This window comes from Nocardia sp. NPDC050408, from assembly GCF_044458905.1.
GTDB lineage: Bacteria > Actinomycetota > Actinomycetes > Mycobacteriales > Mycobacteriaceae > Nocardia.
In genome coordinates, this window is record NZ_JBITIL010000024.1 from 81,029 (window position 1) to 103,710 (window position 22,682).

20 protein-coding genes, 1 tRNA gene and 1 other RNA gene are annotated in these 22,682 nt (G+C 64.8%); 10 read left to right on the forward strand and 12 right to left on the reverse strand.

Features of this window, described 5'->3' with window-relative positions; all coding sequences use genetic code 11:
- Window positions 1-63: 63 nt before the first annotated feature.
- Complete coding sequence (locus ACIBJI_RS38075) at window positions 64-1,359, forward strand: ammonium transporter (protein WP_397087971.1); 1,296 nt, start codon at window positions 64-66, stop codon at window positions 1,357-1,359.
- 33 nt (window positions 1,360-1,392) lie between these two features.
- On the opposite strand, the gene ACIBJI_RS38080 is transcribed toward ACIBJI_RS38075, so the two are convergent.
- Window positions 1,393-2,424, reverse strand: coding sequence for a neutral zinc metallopeptidase (locus ACIBJI_RS38080; RefSeq protein ID WP_396957988.1), 1,032 nt, complete (start codon window positions 2,422-2,424; stop codon window positions 1,393-1,395).
- A gap of 307 nt (window positions 2,425-2,731) precedes the next feature.
- Entirely contained in the window at window positions 2,732-3,934 is a 1,203-nt protein-coding gene (locus tag ACIBJI_RS38085; RefSeq protein WP_397087973.1) for a neutral zinc metallopeptidase, read from the reverse strand.
- Between the two features lie 153 nt (window positions 3,935-4,087).
- On the opposite strand from ACIBJI_RS38085, the gene ACIBJI_RS38090 reads away from it, so the two are divergent.
- On the forward strand, window positions 4,088-5,698 hold the full coding sequence (locus ACIBJI_RS38090; RefSeq protein ID WP_364359700.1) for a DUF2207 family protein: 1,611 nt from the start codon (window positions 4,088-4,090) through the stop codon (window positions 5,696-5,698).
- 353 nt (window positions 5,699-6,051) lie between these two features.
- Here ACIBJI_RS38090 and ACIBJI_RS38095 read toward each other — a convergent pair whose 3' ends face one another.
- From ACIBJI_RS38095 to ACIBJI_RS38115, 5 genes are all read right to left on the reverse strand, one after another.
- Window positions 6,052-7,329: an ROK family protein gene (locus tag ACIBJI_RS38095; RefSeq protein ID WP_396957991.1), complete on the reverse strand. Its 1,278-nt coding sequence runs from the start codon at window positions 7,327-7,329 to the stop codon at window positions 6,052-6,054.
- 403 nt (window positions 7,330-7,732) lie between these two features.
- The gene (locus ACIBJI_RS38100) at window positions 7,733-9,166 is read right to left on the reverse strand and encodes an MFS transporter (protein WP_364359709.1); all 1,434 of its coding nucleotides are present in this window, start codon (window positions 9,164-9,166) and stop codon (window positions 7,733-7,735) included.
- A 142-nt stretch (window positions 9,167-9,308) separates the two neighbouring features.
- On the reverse strand, window positions 9,309-9,698 hold the full coding sequence (locus ACIBJI_RS38105; protein ID WP_397087975.1) for a hypothetical protein: 390 nt from the start codon (window positions 9,696-9,698) through the stop codon (window positions 9,309-9,311).
- A 158-nt stretch (window positions 9,699-9,856) separates the two neighbouring features.
- Window positions 9,857-10,570, reverse strand: coding sequence for a hypothetical protein (locus tag ACIBJI_RS38110; protein ID WP_364359691.1), 714 nt, complete (start codon window positions 10,568-10,570; stop codon window positions 9,857-9,859).
- A gap of 113 nt (window positions 10,571-10,683) precedes the next feature.
- Window positions 10,684-11,277 (reverse strand): HhH-GPD-type base excision DNA repair protein, encoded by a 594-nt coding sequence (locus ACIBJI_RS38115; RefSeq protein WP_364359688.1) that lies wholly within the window; start codon window positions 11,275-11,277, stop codon window positions 10,684-10,686.
- 189 nt (window positions 11,278-11,466) lie between these two features.
- On the opposite strand from ACIBJI_RS38115, the gene ACIBJI_RS38120 reads away from it, so the two are divergent.
- Complete coding sequence (locus tag ACIBJI_RS38120; protein WP_397087978.1) at window positions 11,467-12,315, forward strand: methyltransferase domain-containing protein; 849 nt, start codon at window positions 11,467-11,469, stop codon at window positions 12,313-12,315.
- A gap of 2 nt (window positions 12,316-12,317) precedes the next feature.
- Window positions 12,318-12,755: an SRPBCC family protein gene (locus ACIBJI_RS38125; RefSeq protein WP_364359682.1), complete on the forward strand. Its 438-nt coding sequence runs from the start codon at window positions 12,318-12,320 to the stop codon at window positions 12,753-12,755.
- Window positions 12,756-12,804: 49 nt separating this feature from the next.
- On the opposite strand, the gene ACIBJI_RS38130 is transcribed toward ACIBJI_RS38125, so the two are convergent.
- Window positions 12,805-14,094 carry an aminotransferase class I/II-fold pyridoxal phosphate-dependent enzyme gene (locus tag ACIBJI_RS38130; RefSeq protein WP_364359678.1) on the reverse strand — a complete coding sequence of 430 codons (1,290 nt, stop codon included), beginning with the start codon at window positions 14,092-14,094 and terminating at the stop codon, window positions 12,805-12,807.
- Window positions 14,095-14,238: 144 nt separating this feature from the next.
- Window positions 14,239-14,333, reverse strand: an RNA gene (ffs, locus tag ACIBJI_RS38135) — signal recognition particle sRNA small type.
- 128 nt (window positions 14,334-14,461) lie between these two features.
- On the opposite strand from ffs, the gene ACIBJI_RS38140 reads away from it, so the two are divergent.
- Window positions 14,462-14,549, forward strand: a tRNA-Ser gene (locus tag ACIBJI_RS38140).
- 259 nt (window positions 14,550-14,808) lie between these two features.
- On the opposite strand, the gene ACIBJI_RS38145 is transcribed toward ACIBJI_RS38140, so the two are convergent.
- On the reverse strand, window positions 14,809-16,185 hold the full coding sequence (locus tag ACIBJI_RS38145; RefSeq protein ID WP_364359675.1) for a WS/DGAT domain-containing protein: 1,377 nt from the start codon (window positions 16,183-16,185) through the stop codon (window positions 14,809-14,811).
- A gap of 167 nt (window positions 16,186-16,352) precedes the next feature.
- Here ACIBJI_RS38145 and ACIBJI_RS38150 point away from each other — a divergent pair, with 167 nt between their 5' ends.
- Window positions 16,353-17,978: a cytochrome bc complex cytochrome b subunit gene (locus ACIBJI_RS38150; RefSeq protein ID WP_397087980.1), complete on the forward strand. Its 1,626-nt coding sequence runs from the start codon at window positions 16,353-16,355 to the stop codon at window positions 17,976-17,978.
- Window positions 17,979-18,059: 81 nt separating this feature from the next.
- Here ACIBJI_RS38150 and ACIBJI_RS38155 read toward each other — a convergent pair whose 3' ends face one another.
- Window positions 18,060-18,269, reverse strand: coding sequence for a DUF397 domain-containing protein (locus ACIBJI_RS38155; RefSeq protein ID WP_364359669.1), 210 nt, complete (start codon window positions 18,267-18,269; stop codon window positions 18,060-18,062).
- 420 nt (window positions 18,270-18,689) lie between these two features.
- Between ACIBJI_RS38155 and ACIBJI_RS38160 the strand changes: the two genes are divergently transcribed.
- From ACIBJI_RS38160 to ACIBJI_RS38170, 3 genes are read left to right on the forward strand one after another with little or no spacing between them, the layout of a single operon-like run.
- Window positions 18,690-19,199 carry a DUF309 domain-containing protein gene (locus ACIBJI_RS38160; protein ID WP_364359706.1) on the forward strand — a complete coding sequence of 170 codons (510 nt, stop codon included), beginning with the start codon at window positions 18,690-18,692 and terminating at the stop codon, window positions 19,197-19,199.
- A gap of 17 nt (window positions 19,200-19,216) precedes the next feature.
- Window positions 19,217-20,149 (forward strand): tRNA glutamyl-Q(34) synthetase GluQRS, encoded by a 933-nt coding sequence (gene gluQRS, locus ACIBJI_RS38165; protein WP_396957999.1) that lies wholly within the window; start codon window positions 19,217-19,219, stop codon window positions 20,147-20,149.
- A 45-nt stretch (window positions 20,150-20,194) separates the two neighbouring features.
- Entirely contained in the window at window positions 20,195-20,911 is a 717-nt protein-coding gene (locus tag ACIBJI_RS38170) for an RDD family protein (protein WP_397087982.1), read from the forward strand.
- 71 nt (window positions 20,912-20,982) lie between these two features.
- Here ACIBJI_RS38170 and ACIBJI_RS38175 read toward each other — a convergent pair whose 3' ends face one another.
- The gene (locus tag ACIBJI_RS38175) at window positions 20,983-21,495 is read right to left on the reverse strand and encodes a DUF4190 domain-containing protein (RefSeq protein WP_364359660.1); all 513 of its coding nucleotides are present in this window, start codon (window positions 21,493-21,495) and stop codon (window positions 20,983-20,985) included.
- 29 nt (window positions 21,496-21,524) lie between these two features.
- Here ACIBJI_RS38175 and ACIBJI_RS38180 point away from each other — a divergent pair, with 29 nt between their 5' ends.
- Entirely contained in the window at window positions 21,525-22,307 is a 783-nt protein-coding gene (locus ACIBJI_RS38180; RefSeq protein WP_364359657.1) for a queuosine precursor transporter, read from the forward strand.
- The last annotated feature ends 375 nt before the right edge of the window (window positions 22,308-22,682 follow it).

The following is a 22,682-nucleotide window of genomic DNA, read 5'->3' on the forward strand; positions in this document are numbered from 1 at the left end:
AGCGACGATGTGAGCATTCGGTAACTTCTTCGCAACGCATGTAAGCGTGGAAGGAGTTACCCCGTGTCCTCAACCATCGATCCCGCGGCCACCGCCTGGCTGCTCATCAGCACCGCCCTGGTGCTGCTGATGACGCCCGCGCTGGCCATTTTCTACGGCGGGATGGTGCGCTCGACCGGCGTACTCAACATGCTGATGATGAACTTCATCGCGATCCCGCTGGTAACCGTGGTGTGGCTGTTGGTCGGTTACAGCCTGGCATTCGGCAAGGACGCGGGCGGCGGTCTGATCGGTAATCTCGACCACTTCGGGATGGCAGGCATCGATCCCAATTCCGTACACGGCACGATTCCGGAACTGCTGTTCGCCACCTTCCAGTTGACCTTCGCGATCCTGACCGCGGCACTGGTCAGCGGTGCGATCGCGGACCGCGCGAAGTTCGCGGGTTGGATGGTCTTCGTACCGCTGTGGGCGCTGGTGGTCTATGTGCCGATCGCGCACTGGGTGTGGGGGCCGGACGGCTGGCTGGCCAGCTTCGGCGCGCTCGACTACGCGGGCGGCATGGTCGTGGAGATCGCCTCCGGCGCCTCCGCGCTGGCGCTGGCGCTTGTGCTCGGCCCGCGCATCGGCTTCAAGACCGATGCGATGCGTCCGCACAACCTGCCGTTCGTGCTGCTCGGTGCGGGTCTGCTGTGGTTCGGCTGGTTCGGTTTCAATGCCGGGTCGGCGCTGACCGCGAATGGTGTCGCGGCAGCGGTATTCCTGAACACACTGGTGGCGGGCTGTCTTGGCATGCTCGGCTGGCTCGCGGTCGAGCAGATCCGCGACGGTCGACCGACCACCTTCGGTGCGGCCTCGGGTGTGGTGGCCGGTCTGGTCGCGATCACGCCTTCGTGCGGTTCGGTGAATACGCTCGGCGCGCTCATCGTCGGCCTGACGGCCGGTGTGGTGTGTTCGTTCGCGGTCGGCTGGAAATTCAAGGCTGGCTATGACGATTCGCTCGATGTGGTCGGTGTGCACTTCGTCGGCGGAATCGTCGGCACGCTGCTGATCGGACTGTTGGCCAACCAGGTGATGACCGGTGGTGTCGAGGGTCTGTTCTACGGCGGCGGACTCGCGCAGTTCGGCAAGCAGCTGGTCGGTGTGCTGGTGGTCGCGCTGTACGCGTTCGCCGTCTCCTTCGTGCTCGGCAAGGCCATCGACCAGTTGCTCGGATTCCGGGTCAGCAAGGAAGACGAGATCGCAGGCATCGACTCCGTGCTGCATGCGGAGACCGCGTATGCCGAAGGCGTGCACGGACATGCGCCGCGGCGTTTCGGTGAGGGGCACTTCGGGCTGCCGCACGGTGGCGATCACTGATACGAAGTTCCCACCGATGCGCGAAAGCGCCCGCTAGGACACCTCGTCCGACGACATATTCCAAGTGTTGCATTGAAAGGTCCGGTCGTAGTTCTGGCCTTGCTCGAACCACGCCCCGTAGTGCTGGGTGGTGCCGTGATCGCGGGCATCGCCGGACTTATCTCCACGCCCGTACTGATCCGCTGTTGTTCGGCTTTGCTCCGCTTTGTCGAAGGCACCATCGACGACCGAGGTGCCGACGTACATTCCGGCAAAGCACTGCGCCTCCAACTCCATGCGACGCGACAATTCCAGCCCGAGCGCGCTGCGCGCTCCCGCATCCGAACGCTGGCTGCTCATTGCCTGGGTAATGCCGGAGATCGCCTGCACATGATGGCCGTATTCGTGCGCGAAAACCGTCAAGTAGATCACCGTGTCATTGCCATACCGCTCGATCTGGATCTTGTCCAGAGGCAGGTAGATCGTGTGGTTCGCCGAACAGTAAAATGCTGCCCAATTTGCACTTCCGGAGCCACATGGTGATGCCGCGTCCGCCCCGCGTGCGGGCACGCTCACAGCCGGGCTGGAGTACGGCAGGTTCGCGCCTTGTAGAACGGGACGCCATTTCTTATCGAGACAGGCGGCGGCAGCCTGGAAAAACCGGGTGGCGGCGTCGACCGTCGCGGACCAGGCCGGATAACTGCACTCGGCATTGATCACACCCGCGTCGCTGTCACGGAACAGCGGGTTATCACCGGTTTTCGCAACAGGTTGCGGTCCAGCGGGTTTCGTCGTCGTCGGCGCGGCGGCACGGCTGGTGGTCGCCGCCGCGGCGCGCGATGTCGGACTCGGCGAGGAGGTCGACGATGTCGGCGGCGTGTAGGTGTAGCTCGGCGTCGGCGGGGTGTAGGCAGACGGACGGTTGTGCTTCTTCTCGTTGTCGGCCGAAATCGCGGATGAGACAAAGAGTCCGACGACCACGACGATGACCGTCAGCACACCGAGCAGGGCACTGAGCCCAACACCCGAACTCCGGCGGCGCGGCCGGTACGGACGCGGCGGATAACCCGGCCGCTGATACGGCATCGGCGGACCGTACGGCGCCGCGTAAGGCGGAGGGTAGCCGGGCGGATAACCTTGTGGCGGACCATTTCCCGGCGGTTGCGGGTATCCGGGTGCGGGTTGATGCCCGGGTGTGGATTGATATCCGGGTGCGGATTGATGCCCGGGCGCGGATTGATGCCCAGGCGCGGATTGATGCCCAGGCGCGGATTGATGCCCAGGCGCGGATTGATGCCCAGGCGCGGATTGATGCCCAGGCGCGGATTGATGCCCAGGCGGCGGCTGGTATCCAGGCGACGAACCGTAGCCGTAGGGCGGCTGCGTCATCTACTCACGACACCGAACTGGCCGACGCGGTGAAGGTATTGCACTGTGCCGCACGGTCTTTGTCCACCCCGATCTCGAACCACGTGCCGCCGTTCGCCGCGGTCCCGTGATCGCGCATATCACCGCGCTGGTCACCGCGGCCGTGGGCGTCGCGGCGGGCGAGAGTGATCTGCGCGGTGGTCAGCGAACCGCCATTGGCCGAGGAGCCGAGGTACATGCCGTCGAAGCAGTTGGCCTGCAACTCGATTCGGCGCGAGAGCTCCAGACCCTTGTCGCTGCGGACGCCCGCGTCGACGCGATCACTGTTGGCCTTGCGCAGGATTCCGGCCATCGCCTGTACGTGGTGGCCGTACTCGTGGGCGAAGACCGACAGGTACACGATCCAGTTGTCCTTGAACAGATCGGTCTGCAACTGGCTGATCGGCATGTAGATCGTCTTGTTCGCCGGGCAGTAGAAAGCAGCGAAATTACTGGTGGAGCCGGTGCACGGCGTAGTGATGCCGTCCGTGGTCGCGCTGACATTCAGCGTCGGCGACTGGAATGGCAGATTCTTCTGCGCCAGTATGGGTTTCCACGCCGATTCCAGGCATCCCGCGGCGGTATCGAAGAACTTGCGCGCGGTGTCCACCTGGGTGCTCCACGGCGAGTACGAGCACTTCGCCGGGATCAACGTGCTGTTCGGATCGGTCAGCAGCGGGTTGGTTCCGGTCTCCGATACGCCGCCGTTCGAATCCGGTGTGTAGGTCATGCTGGGACCGGGGCCCGACGAAGTGTTGCTGTGCCTGCCGTGCGAAATCGCGCCGCGCACCAGGCCACCCGCGACCACGAACACAATGATCAACAGCAACGCGATCCATCCGCCGCCGCTCTTGCGCTGCTGCGGTGGACGTCCGGGCGGACCGTAGGGCATCGGCGCACGCTGTCCGTATCCGGGCGCTGGATAACCGGGCTGCTGGCCATAACCTGGCGGCCGACCATAACCGGGTTGGCCGTAACCGGACGGATAACCCTGCTGCTGTCCATATCCGGGCTGCCCATAACCCGGCTGCTGTCCATATCCGGGCTGCCCATAACCCGGCTGCTGGCCATAACCGGGCTGCCCCGGCGCGGGACGATATCCGGGCTGCCCATATGGCGCACCGGAACGGGGCGGAACCGGTTGTCCACCAGGCGGAACCGGCCCATAGCCGTACGGTGGTTGGGTCATGTCCCCCGTACCCCCTCGTCTCATGATCGCCGACCGTGTTGGATTTGCGGCGCTCCCGGGGCCATTCATGGTTACGCTGCGCTACCGCCTGCGGGCCCGTCGCTCGCGCCGGGCTGCTGACGCAGCTTAGCAACTTGTCTAGAGTAGGCAGCCATGCTGACTTTACGGGGGGGCGCCGCGAGCGCGCTGCTTCTCGCCGCTGCGGGAATGCTGGCCGCCGCACCGGTTGCCCACACGGAGCCCGCAGCCGATGGCGTCGATATTGTCGCGGATCTGAAGCTGAGCCGTGAGGGTGTACTCGAGGTCACCGAGAAGGTGACCGTCCCCGCCGACAGCGGCTTCAAAATGACACTGCCGCTTCGCCTCAAGGTCGGCGACGACGTCGAACGCGTCTTCAAGGTCACCGATGTCGACACCAAGGGCGCCGGCACCGCGACGGTCGCGAATGATCTGTTCACCATCGACGCCAAGCCGGGCGAATCGACCTTCACCTACGCGATCCACAACACGGTCAGCGACGCACCGGGAACCCAGGTCTTCCGCTGGCTCGGCACCATCAATGCCGATGTCGCATCGATCGACGCATCCCTGATCAGCCCGAGCTACGAAATGGGCGTGGTGGACTGCAAATTGGGTCCGCCCGGCAATCTACGGCAGTGCTCGGATCTGCAGATCGAAGCGGACGGTGTGCTCTATTGGCGCCAGACCGACCTGCGCAAGGGCGACAATATCGACCTGACCCTGCAGCTGCCGCCCGGCACGGTGCCCGCCAACGCCGATATTCGCGACAACAGCGAGGCGGGTGCCTTCTCCGTCACGACTCCGGTGCTCGTCGCATTCGGTGTGCTGCTGCTCGCACTGGCCGCAATGGCGGCCTGCGTGCTCAAGACCAGGCGGGAAAACGCCGCCGCCACAGCCGGTTCGGAGACGATCGACCCGCTGCTGCGCGACGGTAAGCAGGTCCAGTTCACCTCTCCGGACGGTATTCTGCCCGGCGAGGCGGGCGTTTTACTCGACGAACATGCCGATCCGAGCGATATCGCCGCGACGGTGATCGACCTTGCCGTGCGCCGGTACATCTGGATTACGCCCGTCAGCGATAGCGACTGGCGCATCGACCGGGTGAACGCCGCCGATGACCAACTGCGCGATTACGAAAAGGCGGTCTACCGCGCACTACTGCCGGACGGCACCGATTCGGTGACCGTCGGCGAATTGCGCACGCCAGGCCGTGTGCAGTCCCAAACGGTACGCAGCGCAATGCTCGCCGACGCCGTCGAGCGCGGTGCCTTCATCGACCGGGCCCGGATCGGATTGCCGATCCTGTCGGGTGGGGCACTGATCGTCGGCGGTATCGCCGCGACCGTCGCCTTGGCGCTCACCTCGGGCAGCGCATTGGTCGGTGTCGCCATTCTGCTTGCCGGCGTCGCGACCGTGCTGCTGCCGCGATTCCTACCGGTCCGCACGGCGCAGGGCCGCGAACTCGTCGGCCGGATCCGCGCGCTCCAGCGCGGCTTGGACGCGACTACCCGCGACCAGATTCCGCCCGCCGACCAGGAATTGGTCTTCTCGCGTGCACTGCCGTTCATGGTGATCGGCGGCCGCGCCGACAACTGGATCCGCGCCTTCCGCGAGCTGAACCTCGCCGCCGACTCCCAACCCGGCCTCTACTGGTTCGGCACCTTCGAACGCGACCGCAACCTGCAACGCTTCGCCGGCCACTTCCCCTACTTCATCACCGCCCTCGAAGCACTCTTCGCCTAAGGCCGCGACCGCTGAGATCCCCCGCCCCGCACGACAGCGGGACCGCTGCCCACCCAGCCGCCGAACCCACCGGCGCGCCCACTGAATGGTAGGCAGCCCATCGACGGTAGTCATACGGTGGCTCGACGCCCAGCCCCAACCACCATATGACTACCTCGAAAATGAAAGTCCCTGCAACGCAACCACAGCCGGTCCGAGCGTTGGCACGGCACACGACGTGCCCAGCGCGGTCGGGCAACCACTCGACAGCAATTGACGGGACTGTCGAGGCGGGGAGTCTGTGCGGGACAAGCGGACCCCGCTGCGACCACCAAGCCGTCGCGCAGTGCCGCTTACGTTGTCGATGTGCGGGGCTAGTCCGAAAGCACCGTGCGACGGATCGCTGAAAGCGGATCCGCGTAGAGAACACTGAGTGAGGTGACCACCGCGGCGAATTCCTGCACCTTGCCGCCGAATCCGCTGATCCGGATATCGGTCGGTGGGAGTTGGGAGGACTGGGTGAAGGCGCGGGCGACGTGGGCGACCGCGGGGCGGTAGCCGGTGAAAGCCTGGCCGCCGAGGATCACCCGGTCCGGATTGAGCATGTCGCGGACCATCGCGACGGTGTGTCCGAGGATGGTGGCTCGTTCGGCGAGCAGCTCCTGCGCATCCGCCGCGCCCGCCTCGGCGGCGCGGTACAGGTCGGCGATGGTGGTGCCGCCGGTGCCCTTGTGCGCCGGAATGATCCCGCGCCCAACGGCTCTGGCGTGCAGCGACCGATCACCGACGGTCACCTCGAGGCAGCCGCGCCGTCCGCAGGTGCATTCGACATCGGAGCCGGTCGGGAAGTGCGCGATCGACCCGGGACCGCTGCTGGGCGTATGCACCCGGCCGTCCAAAGTCACTGCGATACCGGCGGTTTCGCGAACATAGAAGTACAGGCTGCTGCCCGGACCACCGGTGCGTGCACCATCGCGCGGCTCGCCGGTCGGCAACAGCAGCTCCGACGCGGCCATGGCCTCGACGTGCGGCGCCACCGAAACCGGCAGCTCGAGCACCTCGCCGAGCACCGAACCGATCTGTGCGCCTTGCCAAGCCAACTTGGGGTGATCGACGATACCGGTCGCGGGATCGACCCGCCCACCGATCGCCACCCCGGCCCAGAGCGGTTTGCGCCTATGCCAGCGCTGCAGGAAGGCCTTGGCACTGCGCGCGACGGTCATGGTCGCGAAGTCCTGACCGGTCTGTGGCGTAGCGATCGCCAGTCCACCGAGGATGCGACCGCGCAGATCGGCCGCGACAATCTTGGTGACCGCGGCGCCGATGTGGATGCCGAGGGTCAGATAGGCCTCGTGGTCGATTTCGAACGGCACCCGCGGACGTCCGACCGCGCCCGATGCGGTCAGGTCGGGGCGCTCGCGCAGCAGCCCGGTGGCCAATAGTGCGGACACCTGACGGTTGACCGTCGCGATGCTCAAACCCGTTGTGCGCGCGGCATTGTCACGGGAAACCGGACCGCTGATCGCGGCGCGCAGCACGGCTGCGGCCGGGTTGTCGACGATGCGCAGCTCCGGCGCGACGACGGGACGCTGGACACGGACACGACCGGTGACAACCCTGGAGGCGGATCGATCAAGGGTGGGGAGGGACATATGAAGATTCCTTGCTGAAGTCCCGTACCACGGGACGTGCCTACATGTGCGGCGACGGGGCAGCGCACGAGCCGAAAGAGCGGCTCAGCTGCAGCAAGAACAACACAGTTCGCGAGTCAACGGCAGTCGCAGACCCAGCGCGGCGGTCACGTAGGTGACCCGCGGTGCGGTCGGACGGCTCGAAGACATGGGATCAAAGTTAACACCGAAATCGCCGCGCACCAAGCCCTATCGGCGAGCCCGGAACTCCTCGGATGGGTGGTTCGTTCCGAAATCCTTGGCGTGCACCGGGTTCCGAGCAAAATGTGGTCCAGAGCACGATTTGTCCGAAAAAGCCGAATGGGGGCCGCCACTTCGGCGACCCCCATGGGGTGACTGGCTCGCCCGATCCCGGGCTATTCGGTTACGCCGCTTCCGCGACCAGCTGACGACGGGCCAGCAGTGCGGTGGCCGAGGCGATCAGCCCCACCAGCGCGACCGCGGTGACCAGGTACAGGCCCGGCCGGTACTGCGCGATGCTGGTGGCGGCGCCGCCGCTGATCAGCCCGGTGACCACGGCGAGCACGACCGCGCCACCGATCTGACCGGAGGTCTGCACCAGCCCCGAGGCCAAGCCCTGCTCGTGGTCGGCGATGCCCTCGGTGGCCTGCACCATGACCGAGGAGAAACCGAGTGCGAAGCCCAGTCCGAGCAGCAGGAACGCGGGCAGGTAGGCCACGACGTAGGTCGGGTCGGCGCTACCACCGAAGGAGATGAACCAGACGTACCCGATCACGAACGAGGTCATCGAGGCGATGATCATCGGCGTGGTGCCGTAGCGGTCGATCAGCTTGCCCGCGACCGGCGACAGGATCGCCACGATAATGCCCGTCGGTGCCAGGGCCAGCGCCATCTTCAGTGGCGTCCACCCCAGGGTGTTCTGCAGGTACAGCGACACGATCGTCTGGAAGCTGATGTAGGAGCCGAAGATGGCGAGTGCGGCCAGATTCGCCCGGACGATCGACTTCACCTTGAAGATGCTCAGCCGCACCAGCGGGTGGGCGACCCTGTTCTCCACCACGAAGAAGGCACTCAGCAGGGCGATGGCGATTACGGTGGTCGCGACAACCGTTGCGGTGAGGCCCTTTTCGGGTGCGGTGACGATGGTGTAGACGGCAGCCAGCATGCCACCGGTCAACAGTGCGGCGCCGGCGAAGTCGATGCGGCCCTGCTCCTTCTCGATATTGCGCGGCACCACGAAGTAGGCGGTGAGTACCACGGCCGCGACGACCAGCACCGGGACGTAGAAGGTCAGTCGCCAGTCGATGCCGGTGAGCAGGCCCGAGACGATCAGACCGGAGGCGTAACCGGTGGCGCCGAAGACCGTGAAGATCGACAGCGCGCGGTTGCGGTCGTGGCCTTCCTTGAAGGTGGTGGTGATGATCGAGAGTGCGGCGGGGGCGGTGAATGCGGCGGCGACGCCCTTGATGATGCGGCTGGCGATCAGCAACGCACCGTCATCGACCAGACCGCCCGCGAGTGAGGCGAGTCCGAAAACCACCAGGGCCGTGAGGAATACCTGCCGACGGCCGAGCAGATCGGCGGCTCGGCCACCGAGCAGCAGCAGGCCGCCGTAGCCGAGGATGTAGCCGTTGACGATCCATTGCAGGCTCTCGGTATCGAGGCCCAGTTCGGATCCGATGGATGGGAGGGCGACGCCGACCATCGAGACGTCGAGCGCGTCGAGGAACATCGCCAGTCCGGCGACGAAAAGCACGGCCCACAACTTCGGGCCCCAACGGCCCGGAGTGTGCTCGGTCGGTGCGACGGTCCGGGTATCGGATGCGGTAGCTGTCATAGTCACGTTCGGTAATTTAGATGCACACGCATTAAATGTCAACGCAAGTAATGCGCGCACATGAAAGCCCAGGTCACGATCTTGCTGGTCAAGACAAGAAGGGCCCGCTCAGTACTGAGCGGGCCCTGTGTCCGTGGTGCGGTCAGCCCGGGTAGACGTAGTGCTTCGGCCCGAAGTGGCCGGTCCCGCTGGAGCCCGCGTACGGCAGGTCGAGCGGGGCGATGTTGAGCTTGTGCGGGTTGCCCTCGAGGTCTGCTTGCCAGCAATCCTGCTGTACACCATGGAAGCTGGTGCAAACGATCCGGGTGCTCGTACCGAACGGTGAGGTCAACCGGTTCCGGTCGGAAAGCGGATTCCAGTAGTCAGGATCGGATTGGACCGCGAAGTCCTTTGTCTCATAGACCTGGAACGCGCCGCCACCGTCCGAGGGCCAGTCGTCGGCTACGGCAGCACCCGCACCGATCAGCAGTGTGGCGCCGGCCGTTGCGAAGGGTAGGGCGATTCGCAGAACACGCTTTGTCTCGAAGTTCATCTCGATCCTCTTCTGCTTCAGGAGTCTCTGAACAGCCTGAGCATCCCACCCCGGGTTCGCCGCCCAATCTTCCCGGCGACAAGAAGCCCCGCCCAGTCGAGAGGTACTGGGCGGGGCCTGTTTCCGTGGCGACGGTGAGGCCACGGATGTCGTAGGACCTACTTGGCCGGGACCAGCGGCTGGTTGATGGTGGTGAAGTACTGGATTGCCGCACCGATCGCGACCGGAGCCGTGATCAGGATCTGCCCGGCCAGGGTGCCCAGCGCACCGATGGCGATGATGCCGCCGAGGCAGCCGATGGCCGCGGCCGGGATGAACGGGCCGAAGAGGCCGACGATGGTGGCCGAGGCGACCGTCGCACCGGCGATACCCCCCAGGACGCACCCTGCCGCACCGCCGACGAGACCACCGACCAGCGTGCCGATGGTGGCCCCCGCCGAGATGGTGCTCGTCAGTCGGGTCCAGGCCGCGACCTCACGGTCGTATTCGGTCTTCCACGGCGCCTTGTCCTCATAGGGCAGCGCGACCGGCTTATATGCCGCATGTTCGCGATCGATCTGCGGGGTCAATGTCGCGGTGCGATCAGAAATCTGTGCGGCGATCGGGAATTCGAAGTCATCGATCCGGAACCGCAGCGGAGTGCCCCCGAGCACGGTGCCATCGGCGGCCTTGATCTTGAAGACATCGTCCTCGACCACCAGCGAACCCGCGTCGGTCTTGATGATCGATGAATCGTTCACCGCCTCGGCGGTGAAATTGATTGCGCTATTGTCACTTTCGGTCGCAGCCGGGGCGGCGCCAGAGGTGCCCGCGGCCACTCCGGTCGCCATGGTCACCAGCGCCGCGACGACGGCGAGCTTCCTCATCTTCATGTACTGCATTCCCTCATCTAGGTGTTGCTATCGAGGGGAAAGCATCGACGAGAAATCAGTCGGGCACGAGGGAAAAATACAGACAGATTCGAATAGGCAAACCCGGAGCGACCTCAGGACTTCTTGGCCGCGGCCTTCATCTGCTTCTTGAAAGCCCTTACTTCCAAAAGGGATTCGCCGTCGACAATATCGGCGGCCGAGCGCCGCGAGCCCGCTTCGGAGTAGGCGCCGGCCGCCGCTTCCCACCCCTTCGGCTGCACTCCGAGCTGCTTGCCGAGCAGCGCGAGGAAGATCCTGGCCTTCTGATCGCCGTAGCCCGGCAGGTCCTTCAAACGACGCAACACCTCTTTGCCGTCCGGATCCTCCTGGGTCCAGATGCGTTCGGTCTTGCCGTCGTAATGCTCGACCACATAGCGCGCGAGTTCCTGGGTGCGACGTGCCATGGACCGGCCGTAGCGATGAATGGCGGGCGGGGTCGCGCACAATTCTTCGAACGCCTCGGTATCGGCGTCGGCGATCCGCTGAATATCGAAGCCGTCCATGCGGTCGGCAATTTTCTTCGGCCCGCGGAAGGCGTGTTCGAGCGGAAACTGCTGATCGAGCAGCATGCCGGTCAGTAGCGCGAAGGAATCCTCGGAAAGGAGCTTGTCCGCCTCCGGCTCCTGGGCGAGACACAGCTTGACAGTCGCGGACTTCGCTTTGGCCACGGGACTTCCTTTCGCTGGTACCGGACTCAGTCGATCATCTCACTCGGCGCCGCTGGCGACCGCTCGCAGGTCGCTCGAAAATGTCGCCCGCGTGATCCGGCCCACCCGGGATCGGTGGTATGCCCGAATCGTGACTGATCTCACAGACCTGCCGTGCGATGCGGTCGGTGCCGAAGTAGGCTCAGCGCCATGCCTCAGACGACGGCAATACCAAGAGACGGAATCGGGCCCATGAATATGCAGGGGTTACGCCCGGATCGCTTCGACAGCGCGGGCCAGGATCAGTTGGTCGATGTACGGGATCTGCAGGCGGCACTGCCGGGCATCCGCCGACTGCGCACGTGGGCACATGACGCATTGGCGCTGCAGCCCGGCGAAAGTGCGGTCGATGTCGGGTCGGGCACCGGTTCGGAGGTCATCGCTATCGCGGATGCGGTCGGCCCGACCGGCACCGCGATCGGCGTCGAACCCGATCCGCAACTGCTCGCCTCCGCCGAACGCCGCGCTCTGCAGGCCGGTTCGACGGCGAAATTCCATTCCGGAGACGCCTATGGACTGCCGTTCGGCGCGAACAGCTTCGACGCCGCCCTCTGCGAGCGGGTGTTCCAGCACCTGACCGCACCGAATCGCGCCGCCAACGAGATCGCCCGGGTGCTCAGGCCAGGTGGCCGCATCGTGGTGATGGACAGCGACTGGGGCACGGCGATCGTGCATCCCGGCGACCGGCAGGTCGTTCGGGAGGTCGTCGACACCCTGATCGCCGCAACCACCAACCCCTTCTCCGGCCGCAGGCTGCCCGGACTGCTGACCAAGGCAGGCCTGGTGATCGACGAGGTCGGCTCGCACGCCCTGGTCCAGGACCGGACGGTCGGGGCAGGCGCGCTGGTCAATCGCATCTCGGCGATGGCGGTCGCGCGCGGTTCCATCACCGAGGCGCAGCGCGATCAGCTCATCGCGGATCTGGAACGGGGCGCCGAAACCGGTGACGTGCACCTATCGGTGACCATGTTCGCCGTGCTGGCGCATAAACCCCGCTGATCGTGGCGGTCGACGTATCGATCGAGGCGGTGATCGAGCGTCCACGTGCCCAGGTCGCCGCGTTCGCGGGCGATCCGTCGAACGCCCCGCGGTGGTACGCCGATATCGACCGCATCGAATGGCAGACCGAGCCGCCACTGCGGGTCGGATCGCGCATGGAATTCGTCGCGCGGTTCCTCGGCAGACAGCTCGTCTATACCTATGAAGTAGTCGAGTACCTGCCCGGCGAACGACTGGTGATGCGCACCGCCGAGGGACCGTTCCCGATGGAGACGACCTACACCTGGGCCGACGCCGGAGCGGACCGCACCCGAATGACCCTGCGCAACACCGGAACTCCCAGCGGATTCGGCAAAATGGCCGCACCGATCATGGAGGCGGCAATGCGGCGGGCCAATCGCGCCGATCTGGCACGGTTGCGGGCACTACTGGAGGCTTGAAATATGGTGGGCGCGTATCGATTCGATACGCGCCCACCATATTCTTCGACTACTTCTGGAGCAGCTTCTCGGTGGCCGCGAGCAGTACGCAGGTGGCCAGACCGTCCATTGCCTTCTCCAGTTCCGGCAGCTGCGGGAAGCTGGGGGCGATGCGGATGTTCTTGTCTTCCGGGTCATTCTTGTACGGGAAGGCCGAACCGGCCGCGGTGAGCGCGATACCCGCATCCTTGGCCAGTGCGATCACCCGGGCCGCGGTGCCCTCCAGGACATCGAGGCTGATGAAGTAACCGCCCTTCGGCTCGGTCCAGGACGCCACCTTGGACGCGCCGAGCCGATCCTCCAGAATCTTCAGTACCAGTGCGAATTTCGGTTCGAGGATGGCGCGATGCTTCTGCATATGCGCACGCACGCCATCGGCATCCTTGAAGAACCGCAGGTGGCGCAGCTGGTTGATCTTGTCCGGACCGATGCTCTTCTTCGAGGCGTGCTCGAGATACCAGCTCAGGTTCGGCGTGGAGGCCCCGAGGAAGCTCACCCCCGCACCGGCGAAGGTGATCTTCGAGGTGGACGCGAAAACGATGGGGCGGTTCGGATTTCCGGCCGCGGCGGCCATACCGAGCACATCGAGAACGGGGGCGGCGGTATCGGTCAGCGGATGTACCGCGTAGGCGTTGTCCCAGAACAGGCGGAAGTCCGGCGCCGCGGTGGGCATCGAAATCAACTCCTGGACAACCTCTTCGGAGAAGATGACGCCGGTCGGGTTGGAGTAGTTCGGCACCGCCCACAGACCTTTGATCTGCGGATCATTTGCCACCAGTTCGGCAATGGCGTGCACATCCGGTCCGTCGTGACCGATCGGAACCGGAATCATCTCGAAGCCGAGCGCCTCGGTGATCGCGAAATGCCGGTCGTAGCCGGGGCTCGGACACAAGAACTTCAGCGTGGGCTCGGCCACCCAGCGGCGCTCGGAATCCGGTGTGCCGTACAGCAATGCGTAGCTGATCACATCGTGCATCAGCTCGAGGCTGGCGTTATTGCCCGCGATCAGGTTCTCGACCGGAATGCCGAGCAGCTCGCCGAAGATCGCGCGCAATTCCGGGAGACCGTGCAGCCCACCGTAGTTGCGGCAGTCGGTGCCGGTGCCGTCCTTGAAATCGCCGGGACCGGGCAGGGTGAGCAGTTCCGCGGAGAGGTCGAGTTGTTCTGGCGAAGGTTTACCCCTGGTCAGATCCAGCGTGAGCTTCTCGGTCTTGAGCGTCGCGTAATTCGCGGTCTGGGTCTCGTGTTCGGACACAAGCTCAGGGGGGCTCATCAAACCGATCTGCGTTTGCCGGGGCATCCTGGGCAGCCTTTCGAAGCAGCGAAGGGGCGATTGACGTCCGAGCCGATGTGCCGCGGTCGGACCGTTGATCCGGCCGAGCGCGTTCGACGTCCGGCGGACCGTGTTCACGTTACCCCGGCGGTTGCTCCGAATTGGAGTGAATATAGGGGACCCCGCGCACCCGGCAGAGCCCGTTGACCCTTGCTGCCTTCCGGCCCTGGGGGAGTTCACAGGATGCGCGCCGCGCGGGATCCGTTCGTAAGTGTAGCTGGCGGATCCGACAATGATCACCACCGGGGCCCCGAAAATGGTCCGAACTGGGACTTCCCCGCCCGACCAGCCCCAATTTGGTGACCTACCGGGTGCACCCGGTATGCTGCTGCACGGAGGATTCGCCTAGTGGCCTATGGCGCTCGCCTGGAACGCGGGTTGGGTTAACGCCCTCAGGGGTTCAAATCCCCTATCCTCCGCCACAAACAGCAGGTCAGGTTCGTTTACGCGAACCTGACCTGCTGTTTTTGTACGCACCGGTCCGCCCTTGCGGGGTCAGTCGCCGAAAACTGTGGTCATGGTCTGGGTGGCCACCGTGCGCAGGGGCGCGGGACGTAGTCGACGGCGAAGGCGGCGAGGGGGTGCGGACCATGCACCAGAGGACGTAGTGCTGGAGTCGGTCCCCGAGAAGAGCAAAAACTTTGCCGGGCTGTGCCGAATCACTCGGTTGAGCTTCAGGAACTATCCCAATTCTTCGGTGGCGCAGTCGGATACCTCGTTCAGCGCAGCGCGCAGCAGGTCGGCGTAGATATCGATGTCCGGTAGCGCGGCGGTGTCGGCGTGGATCGAGACGGTGACGGTATCGCCGAGGCCGTGTACACCGTGGGTGAGGTGCATTACCGAGCCGATTGCCGGGAAGCCGCCGGTGAAGCGGACGGGGGCGCCGCCGAAGGTCAGGTCGGCCGGGCCGCGATGGACGCTGGAGACCACGGTGTGTCCGGCGATCGAGTCGGGGACGGTGTCGAGTGGGTAGCGCTCGATATCGCGGCGTAGTAGTGCGGCGGGGGTAACTGCGGTGACGCGGTCCTGGGCGGTCAGCAGTGGATGCTGGGCGCGGGTTCGGCGATCGGTGAGGGCCGTCGCGATTTTGTCGGCGCGGGCCAGTAGATCCGGTTCATCGATGAACAGGTCGACGCCTAGGCTGCGGTAGTTATTGCGGGCCGTTATCCGGTTGTCGGACAACGCCATCGGCACCTGGGCGCCCAGACGGTCCACTCGTTCGCCTCGCGCCGTGAGGTAGCGATCGAGTGCGATCGACACGGCGGTCAGCGCGACTACGGTCACGGTTTGGCCCGAGATGCGCAGCCGTTCGGCATCGCAGACGATCATCCGCACCTGATGAGCATGCCGATCCGGCGAACCGCCCCGGTTCACCAGACTCGGCGTGAACTCGGGCCCAGGCCCCGGAAGCCTTCCCGCAGTTGTCAATTCGGCCAACTCCTGCTGCGCCCGGAATGCTTGATAACCGCGGATCGCCGTGCGCGCGAACTGAATCGGCATCCGAAGCAGCCCCAGCACCGAATGCACATTTATGGGATACACGGCCGCATCGAGCCGTCGACCGCGGCTGGACGGTGCACCAACCCCACCATCCTCGGAAAACAGCGCCCTGGCGATCTCCGCCCCCCGCCGCCCATCCGCCAACGCATGCGACATCTGCAACACAACCACCATCGCGGGTCCAGCAGCCCCGGGGGCGCCGATAACCCCACGGAACACATGTAACCGCCACGGCCGCACCGCGGCGTCCACCCCGGTGCCGAGCAGTTTGCCGAGCACTGCACACACACTCGGCCAATCTGGTTCCGGAAGGAAATGTTCCACAAATTGCTCGGCACGGAATTCGCATCGAATCCATGTCGGATAGTCCAGATCTGCGGGCAGCGCGCGCAGCCGGACCGACAGATCGGCAATGTCGGCACTGCGCCGCTCGACGAACTCGCGCAGTTGGGCACCGGAACGTCCGGAATCGTTGAAGCAATAGAGCATGAAGAGGTCATTTCGGGTACGGCCCGACAGCCAGTACATCGTCGCGTCCTGGGCGGCCACCGTACTCACGACTCGACGATATGGCACCGGCGACCAGTGGTCGTGAGCGGCACCGGAAATCTGAATGATCTTGTTCCACATTGCGGTTCAGGGAAACCTATCGATTCCTGATCGATCCCCTGCTACCGTCTGTAGTAGAACACGTACCACCACTCACCCAGAGCGGGGTGTCGGCCATGGCTATTGACGTAGGTCGTAAGGCAAGCGAACAAGCCAACTCGTTCGACGAGCGATATAAGGCCGCCGCGTTCATGAAGCGGTCGATCAACAAGGTCTTCCCGACACACTGGTCGTTCCTACTCGGCGAGATCGCGCTCTACAGCTTCATCATTCTGGTGCTGTCCGGTACCTATCTGACGCTGTACTTCGACCCATCGATGGCCGAAGTCACCTACAACGGCGCGTATCAGCCGCTACGCGGGGTGTCCATGACCCGCGCCTACGAGACAGCGCTGAACCTCTCCTTCGAGGTCCGCGGCGGCCTTTTCGTGCGCCAAGTCCACCATTGGGCCGCACTACTGTTCGCGGCCTCCATCATCGTGCACCTGTTCCGGATCTTCTTCACCGGCGCATTCCGCAAGCCGCGCGAGGCGAACTGGGTGCTCGGCTCGCTGCTGCTGATCCTGGCAATGTTCGAGGGGTACTTCGGCTACTCGCTGCCAGACGACCTGCTCTCGGGCACCGGCCTGCGGGCGGCGTTCTCGTCGATCACACTCGGCATTCCGCTCATCGGCACCTGGATGCACTGGCTGATGTTCGGCGGCGACTATCCGGGCGAGATCATCCTTCCGCGACTGTTCATCGCGCACGTGCTGCTGTTCCCCGGCATCATGCTCGCGCTGATCGCCGCGCATATCGCGCTGGTCTGGTACCAGAAGCACACACAATTCCCGGGACCGGGTCGCAGCGAGAACAATGTCATCGGTGCGCGCATCGTGCCGGTCTTCGCCGCGGACCAGGGTGCGTTCTTCGCATTCACGCTCGGTGTCGTGGCACTCATGGGCGGCCTGCTGCAGATCAATCCGATCTGGGCCTTCGGCCCATACAGCCCGGCCAAGGTATCGGCGGGCACCCAGCCGGACTTCTACATGATGTGGACCGACGGCATGATGCGCCTGATCCCGCCCTGGGAGCTGTATCCGGGCCGCTATACCGTGCCCGCACCGTTCTGGGGCGCGATGATCATGGGCCTGGTGTTCGCCGTGCTGATCGCCTATCCGTGGATCGAACGGCGCCTGACCAAGGACACCGCGTACCACAACCTGCTGCAGCGACCACGCGACGTACCGGTCCGCACGGCGATCGGCGCGATGGCGATCACCTTCTACGTGGTACTGACGCTGTCCTGCGTGAACGACATCATCGCCTACAAATTCGACGTCTCATTGAATGCGACCACCTGGGTCGGCCGGATCGGCATTCTCACCCTGCCTGCGGTGGCCTACTTCGCCGCTTACCGCATCTGCCTGGGCCTGCAGCGCTCCGATCGCGCGGTGCTCGAGCACGGCATCGAAACCGGCATTGTCCGACGGTTGCCGCACGGTGAGTACATCGAGATCCACCAGCCGCTCGGTCCGGTCGACGAGCACGGTCATCCGATCCCGCTGACCTACCAGGGCGCGACGGTGCCGAAGAAGATGAACAAGCTGGGTTCGGCGGGCAGGCCGGGTACCGGCGGCTTCTTCCGCCCCGATCCGTGGCAGGAGTCGCGCGCCAATCGGGCGGCCGAGCACGCGGAAGAGCGCAAACAGCTCGCCGTACTGCGCGCCGCGCAAGAGCAGACCGACGGCCAGCACCACTGAGAAAAGTCGCTCAGCACCTGCGAAGGCCCCGAGTCCGTGCCGACCCGGGGCCCGTGCTGTTGGTTCGGACCTACCTGTTGTTCAGGCGTGTCCGAACTCCCCCTGTGACATTCTGTTTAGGAATGCATTCCACTCGCCTGGCGTGAACGCCAACAACGGTCCATAGCCGTTGTCTTTGGTGTCGCGGACCGCCACGTTGCCGTCGACGAGAAATGCGACTTCCACGCAGTTCCCATCGGGGCCGCTGTATGTGCTCTTACGCCACACAGCGCCCGTCAAGTCAACTTCCACGGCACTAGCTCCTTTGCTGCGTCGAGAACGAGATTTTCTTCTGACATCGTTCTAACTAGCACCGGCATCCGGCGCGGAACGCCGAATCCCGTGGTGCGCCTTGCCAAAGCGCGCGACTTTCACGGTGCGTCGTGATCGCACTGCACTTCGAGGTGAATTCACCTCGCGGGGTCGCCCCCGCGCGGTAAACACTAGCAGGTTCATCGAGAATTTGCCGATCTCTTGCCCATTCAATCATCGCATTTGCCAATCTTGCGAAGATGGAGAGTTGCGGGGGCATTGCCGGAAGATGACATTCATTTCTATGTTTGCTGGGCAGCAAACTTTTCGGCGATGTGATTGCTCCGTGATCCGTCAATTAATCAAGATCGGCCGAACTCGGGTGGACGCCTGCGACACCGTCCGTGGATGATGGTCAGCATGGTCGAACGCCCGCGCGACGAGGCAGGTCGCGCACGTAATCCCCGTCCACGCGACCGGTTCGGGCGGCCGCTGCCGGTCGGCAGCGTCGGTGTGCCGCGAATTCCGGACGATCTGAATCTGCCGCCCCAGCAAACCCTCTCCTTCGCCCAGCAACTGCTGGATGACGGCCTGGCATTCAACGCACACGAGGTATTGGAGGCCGCGTGGAAGAACGGGCCGTTCGCCGAAAGGATGCTGTGGCAGGGTTTGGCGCAATATGCGGTCGGGCTGACGCACATCCAGCGCGCGAATCCCAAGGGCGCGCGCACCCTGCTCACCCGTGCGGTGGGCCGGCTGCGCACCTACGAGGCCGAGTCGGACACCGACCGATCGAACCGAAACAGCGATACGCCATACGGAATCGACCGTGCGGGCCTGATCGCGCACGCCGAGGCGCTGCTGGCCGCACTCGACAGCGGAACCGCGATCCCGGAAGACCGGCTCAAGCCGCGGCTGCTACTCCGGTGACCTGCCGCGGCCCTAGCATGGCAAACGTGCCAGTACCCAGAACTCCAGCAGGCAGGTACGCCCCGAGTCCGTCCGGCGATCTGCACATCGGAAATCTGCGCACCGCCGTGCTGGCCTGGTTGTTCGCGCGCTCGACCGGACGCCGCTTCGTGCTCCGTATCGACGATCTGGATCGCGTCCGGCCGGGCGCCGAACAGCGCCAACTGGCGGACCTCGCCGCGATCGGCCTGGACTGGGACGGTCCGGTCGTCCGGCAGAGCGACCGGTTGCCGCACTATCAAGCGGCCATCGATCGGCTCACCGCGGCCGGGCTCACCTACGAGTGCTATTGCACCCGAAAGGAAATCCAGCAGGCCGCGACCGCACCGCACGGACCGCTCGGCCACTATCCGGGCACCTGCCGCGATCTGACCGAGGCGCAGCGAATCGCGCACCGCGCCGAAGGACGTCCGGCCGCACTGCGGTTGCGTGCGCACGCGCGCGAATTCGAAATCACCGATGAATTGCACGGGCGCTACCGCGGCCCCGTCGACGATGTCGTACTGCGCCGCGGCGACGGAATTCCGGCGTACAACCTGGCCGTGGTCGTCGACGACGCGGAGCAGGGCATCGATCAGGTGGTCCGCGGCGACGATCTGCTGCCGTCGACACCGCGCCAGGCCTATCTCGCGACGCTGCTGAAACTTCCGGTTCCGCAGTACGCACATGTACCGCTGGTGCTCAACGCCGAAGGGAAGCGACTGGCCAAACGCGATGGCGCGGTGACACTCGCCGATCAGCTCGCCCTCGGCAACACACCCGACCAGGTCGCGGCCGTACTGGCCTGTTCGCTTGGCTATCCCCCGGTTTCGCCTGCCGAACTGCTCGACCGATTCGACCCGGCCGATCTGACCGAGGAACCGTGGATACTCGACGAGAATGGGTTGTTGCAACCCGCGCGATGTCCGTAACGTACGCAATCGACCGATCTACTGATCACTGACGAGGACACACATATGACAAGCGGTGGGTACGACCCCAACCAATATCCGCAAGGCGGGCAACCGTATCCGGGCGGACAGCAATACCCGCAGGGTGGACAGCAGTACCCGCAGGGGCAGCCGCCCCAGTACGGGCAGCAGCCACCGCAGTACGGGCAGCAGCCACCGCAGTACGGCCAGCAGCCGCAATACGGGCAGCAGCCCCAATACGGGCAGCAGCCCCAATACGGGCAGCCGCAGGATCCCTATGGCCAGCAGCCCTACCCGCAGCAGTACGGCGAGGTCGGTCAGCAGGGCCCCGGTGCCGGCCAGCCGGGTGAGCTGCTGCCCCGGTTCGGTGCGAGGTTCATCGATGGCCTGATCGTCGGCATCCCGGCCTACGTCATCGACCTGCTCCTGTCGAAGATCGGAATCGTCGGCTCGATCCTCGGTTTCATCGTCGTCATCGCGGCCCCCATCGCGTACTTCGTGCTGATGGAGACCAATATGGGGACCACGCTGGGCAAGAAGATCCTCGGCCTGCGGGTCGTTGCCCCCGGTGGCGCCGCCAAGATCACCCCGGATGTTTCGCTCAAGCGCAACCTCTACCTGGTGGCCAACATCGTCCCGTGCATCGGTCAGTTGGTCGCGATCGGCTTGATGATCTACATCGCGGTGACCATCGAGCAGGACCCGAACAAGCAGGGTTGGCACGACAAGTTCGCCGGCGGCACCCAGGTCGTCAAGGCCTGATCAGGCCGCGAACCCCGGATACAGCACAGGGGCGCTCCCGAAAATGGGAGCGCCCCTGGTGTTTTCGAAGGCTAATGCGTCGCCGTCAGCGCTACGTCGAGCACGATGTAGACAATCCAGAGCACGATGGCACCAGCGCCGATCCAGATTCCGGCCAGAGCCATACCGCGGCCCCCCTGGCCGCTCTCCTTGATCTGATTCAGTGCGATGACACCGAGGATGATTCCGACGATCGCGCCGATACCGCAACTGCACAGCCCGATTATCGACGCGATCAGCGAACCGATCGCGAGCCCGTTGTTCCCCTGCGCCTGCTGCGGATAGCCGTACGGCTGGTACGCATTCGGATAGCCCGGGTTCTGCGGGTACGGCTGCTGCGGACCGGCGACCGGCTGCTGCGGGTAGCTCGGGTACTGCGGCTGTGGTGGCGGGGTCTGAGCCGGCTGCTGCGGGTACTGGGGCGCGGAAGGGTACTGCGGTGTCGAGGGGTACTGCGGTACCGACCCCTGGGAGCCAGCCTCCGGCGACACGCCTTCGCCGCCGTACTGTTTCCACCATTCGTCGGAATCGCCGGGATTCGTCATTGCTACAGCCTATTCCACAACCTGGTTGGATGAAGCGCGTGAGTGAGTCCAAAACAGTCGAAGAACACCCAGAATCTGGGGGCCCCGCAGCGGCCCACGCGGCATTCGCCGTGGCCGCGCGGGGCTACTACACCCCCGTCGTCGCCCTGTTCACCGCGACACTGATCATCTCGAATATCTGCGCAACCAAAGGCGTCCAATTCTTCACCGATCATTCAGTGAAGCTTGGCCCCATCGAGGTCCTGCCGATCTCCACCGACGGTGCGTGGTTCCTGTTCCCCCTGGCCTACATCATCGGCGACGTGCTAAGCGAGGTCTACGGCTTCAAGGCCGCCCGCCGGGCCATCTACTACGGCTTCGCCATCCTGCTGCTCGCGGTCGTCTGCTTCAAGATCGCCATCGAGCTGCCCGCCGCCACCTTCTACGACAATCAGGAAGCCTTCCGGTCCGTCATCGGCACCACGCCGCAGCTGGTCGCCGCAGGCCTTTCCGGCTACTTCGTCGGCGAGATGCTCAATTCGGCATCGCTGGTGCTGATCAAGGAGAAGACCAAGGAAAAGCACCTGTGGGCGCGGTTGATCGGTTCCACGATCGTCGGCGAATTCGGTGACACGCTGATCTTCTGCTCGATCGCGGCCACCGCCATCGGCATCGATAGCTGGGGACAGTTCGTGAACTACGTGATCGTCGGATTCCTCTGGAAGACGCTCGCCGAGGTCATCGTGCTGCCGATCACCTACCGGGTGATCGCCTTCCTGAAAAAGCACGAGCCGAGCTACGCACCACGCGAAACTCCCGCACTCCTGAGCTGAATCATGTGACACCGCAGGCTGACTCGTCACGTAACCACGACGGGGCGAGTCTTACGAGCGACCGTTCGCAGCCCGTCTCGCGTCCGCGCCGAAGGCGCGGCCATTGAACACAGCCAAGCCGTCAAAGCGCATGCGCCGCAGACGCGAGCTCCCGTCACTGACGCAACAACGACGGAGCGAGTCTTACGAGCGACCGTTCGCGGCCCGTCTCGCGTCCGAACCGTCAAAGCGCATGCGCCGCAGACGCGAGCTCCCCTCGCCGACGCAACCACGACGAAGCGAGTCTTACGAGCGACCGTTCGCGGCCCGTCTCGCGTCCGAACCGTCAAAGCGCATACGCCGCAGACGCGAGCTCCCCTCGCCGACGCAACCAAC

Coding starts and splice junctions, on each gene's coding strand:
- ACIBJI_RS38160 (WP_364359706.1), top strand. CDS start 18,690: ATGGTCGAACGCCCGCGCGACGAGGCAGGTCGCGCACGTAATCCCCGT.
- ACIBJI_RS38130 (WP_364359678.1), bottom strand. CDS start 14,094: ATGCCCCGGCAAACGCAGATCGGTTTGATGAGCCCCCCTGAGCTTGTG.
- ACIBJI_RS38175 (WP_364359660.1), bottom strand. CDS start 21,495: ATGACGAATCCCGGCGATTCCGACGAATGGTGGAAACAGTACGGCGGC.
- ACIBJI_RS38080 (WP_396957988.1), bottom strand. CDS start 2,424: ATGCCGTATCAGCGGCCGGGTTATCCGCCGCGTCCGTACCGGCCGCGC.
- gluQRS (WP_396957999.1), top strand. CDS start 19,217: ATGGCAAACGTGCCAGTACCCAGAACTCCAGCAGGCAGGTACGCCCCG.
- ACIBJI_RS38095 (WP_396957991.1), bottom strand. CDS start 7,329: ATGTCCCTCCCCACCCTTGATCGATCCGCCTCCAGGGTTGTCACCGGT.
- ACIBJI_RS38085 (WP_397087973.1), bottom strand. CDS start 3,934: ATGACCCAACCACCGTACGGCTATGGGCCGGTTCCGCCTGGTGGACAA.
- ACIBJI_RS38110 (WP_364359691.1), bottom strand. CDS start 10,570: ATGAAGATGAGGAAGCTCGCCGTCGTCGCGGCGCTGGTGACCATGGCG.
- ACIBJI_RS38105 (WP_397087975.1), bottom strand. CDS start 9,698: ATGAACTTCGAGACAAAGCGTGTTCTGCGAATCGCCCTACCCTTCGCA.
- ACIBJI_RS38170 (WP_397087982.1), top strand. CDS start 20,195: ATGACAAGCGGTGGGTACGACCCCAACCAATATCCGCAAGGCGGGCAA.
- ACIBJI_RS38100 (WP_364359709.1), bottom strand. CDS start 9,166: ATGACAGCTACCGCATCCGATACCCGGACCGTCGCACCGACCGAGCAC.
- ACIBJI_RS38150 (WP_397087980.1), top strand. CDS start 16,353: ATGGCTATTGACGTAGGTCGTAAGGCAAGCGAACAAGCCAACTCGTTC.
- ACIBJI_RS38180 (WP_364359657.1), top strand. CDS start 21,525: ATGAAGCGCGTGAGTGAGTCCAAAACAGTCGAAGAACACCCAGAATCT.
- ACIBJI_RS38120 (WP_397087978.1), top strand. CDS start 11,467: ATGCCTCAGACGACGGCAATACCAAGAGACGGAATCGGGCCCATGAAT.
- ACIBJI_RS38090 (WP_364359700.1), top strand. CDS start 4,088: ATGCTGACTTTACGGGGGGGCGCCGCGAGCGCGCTGCTTCTCGCCGCT.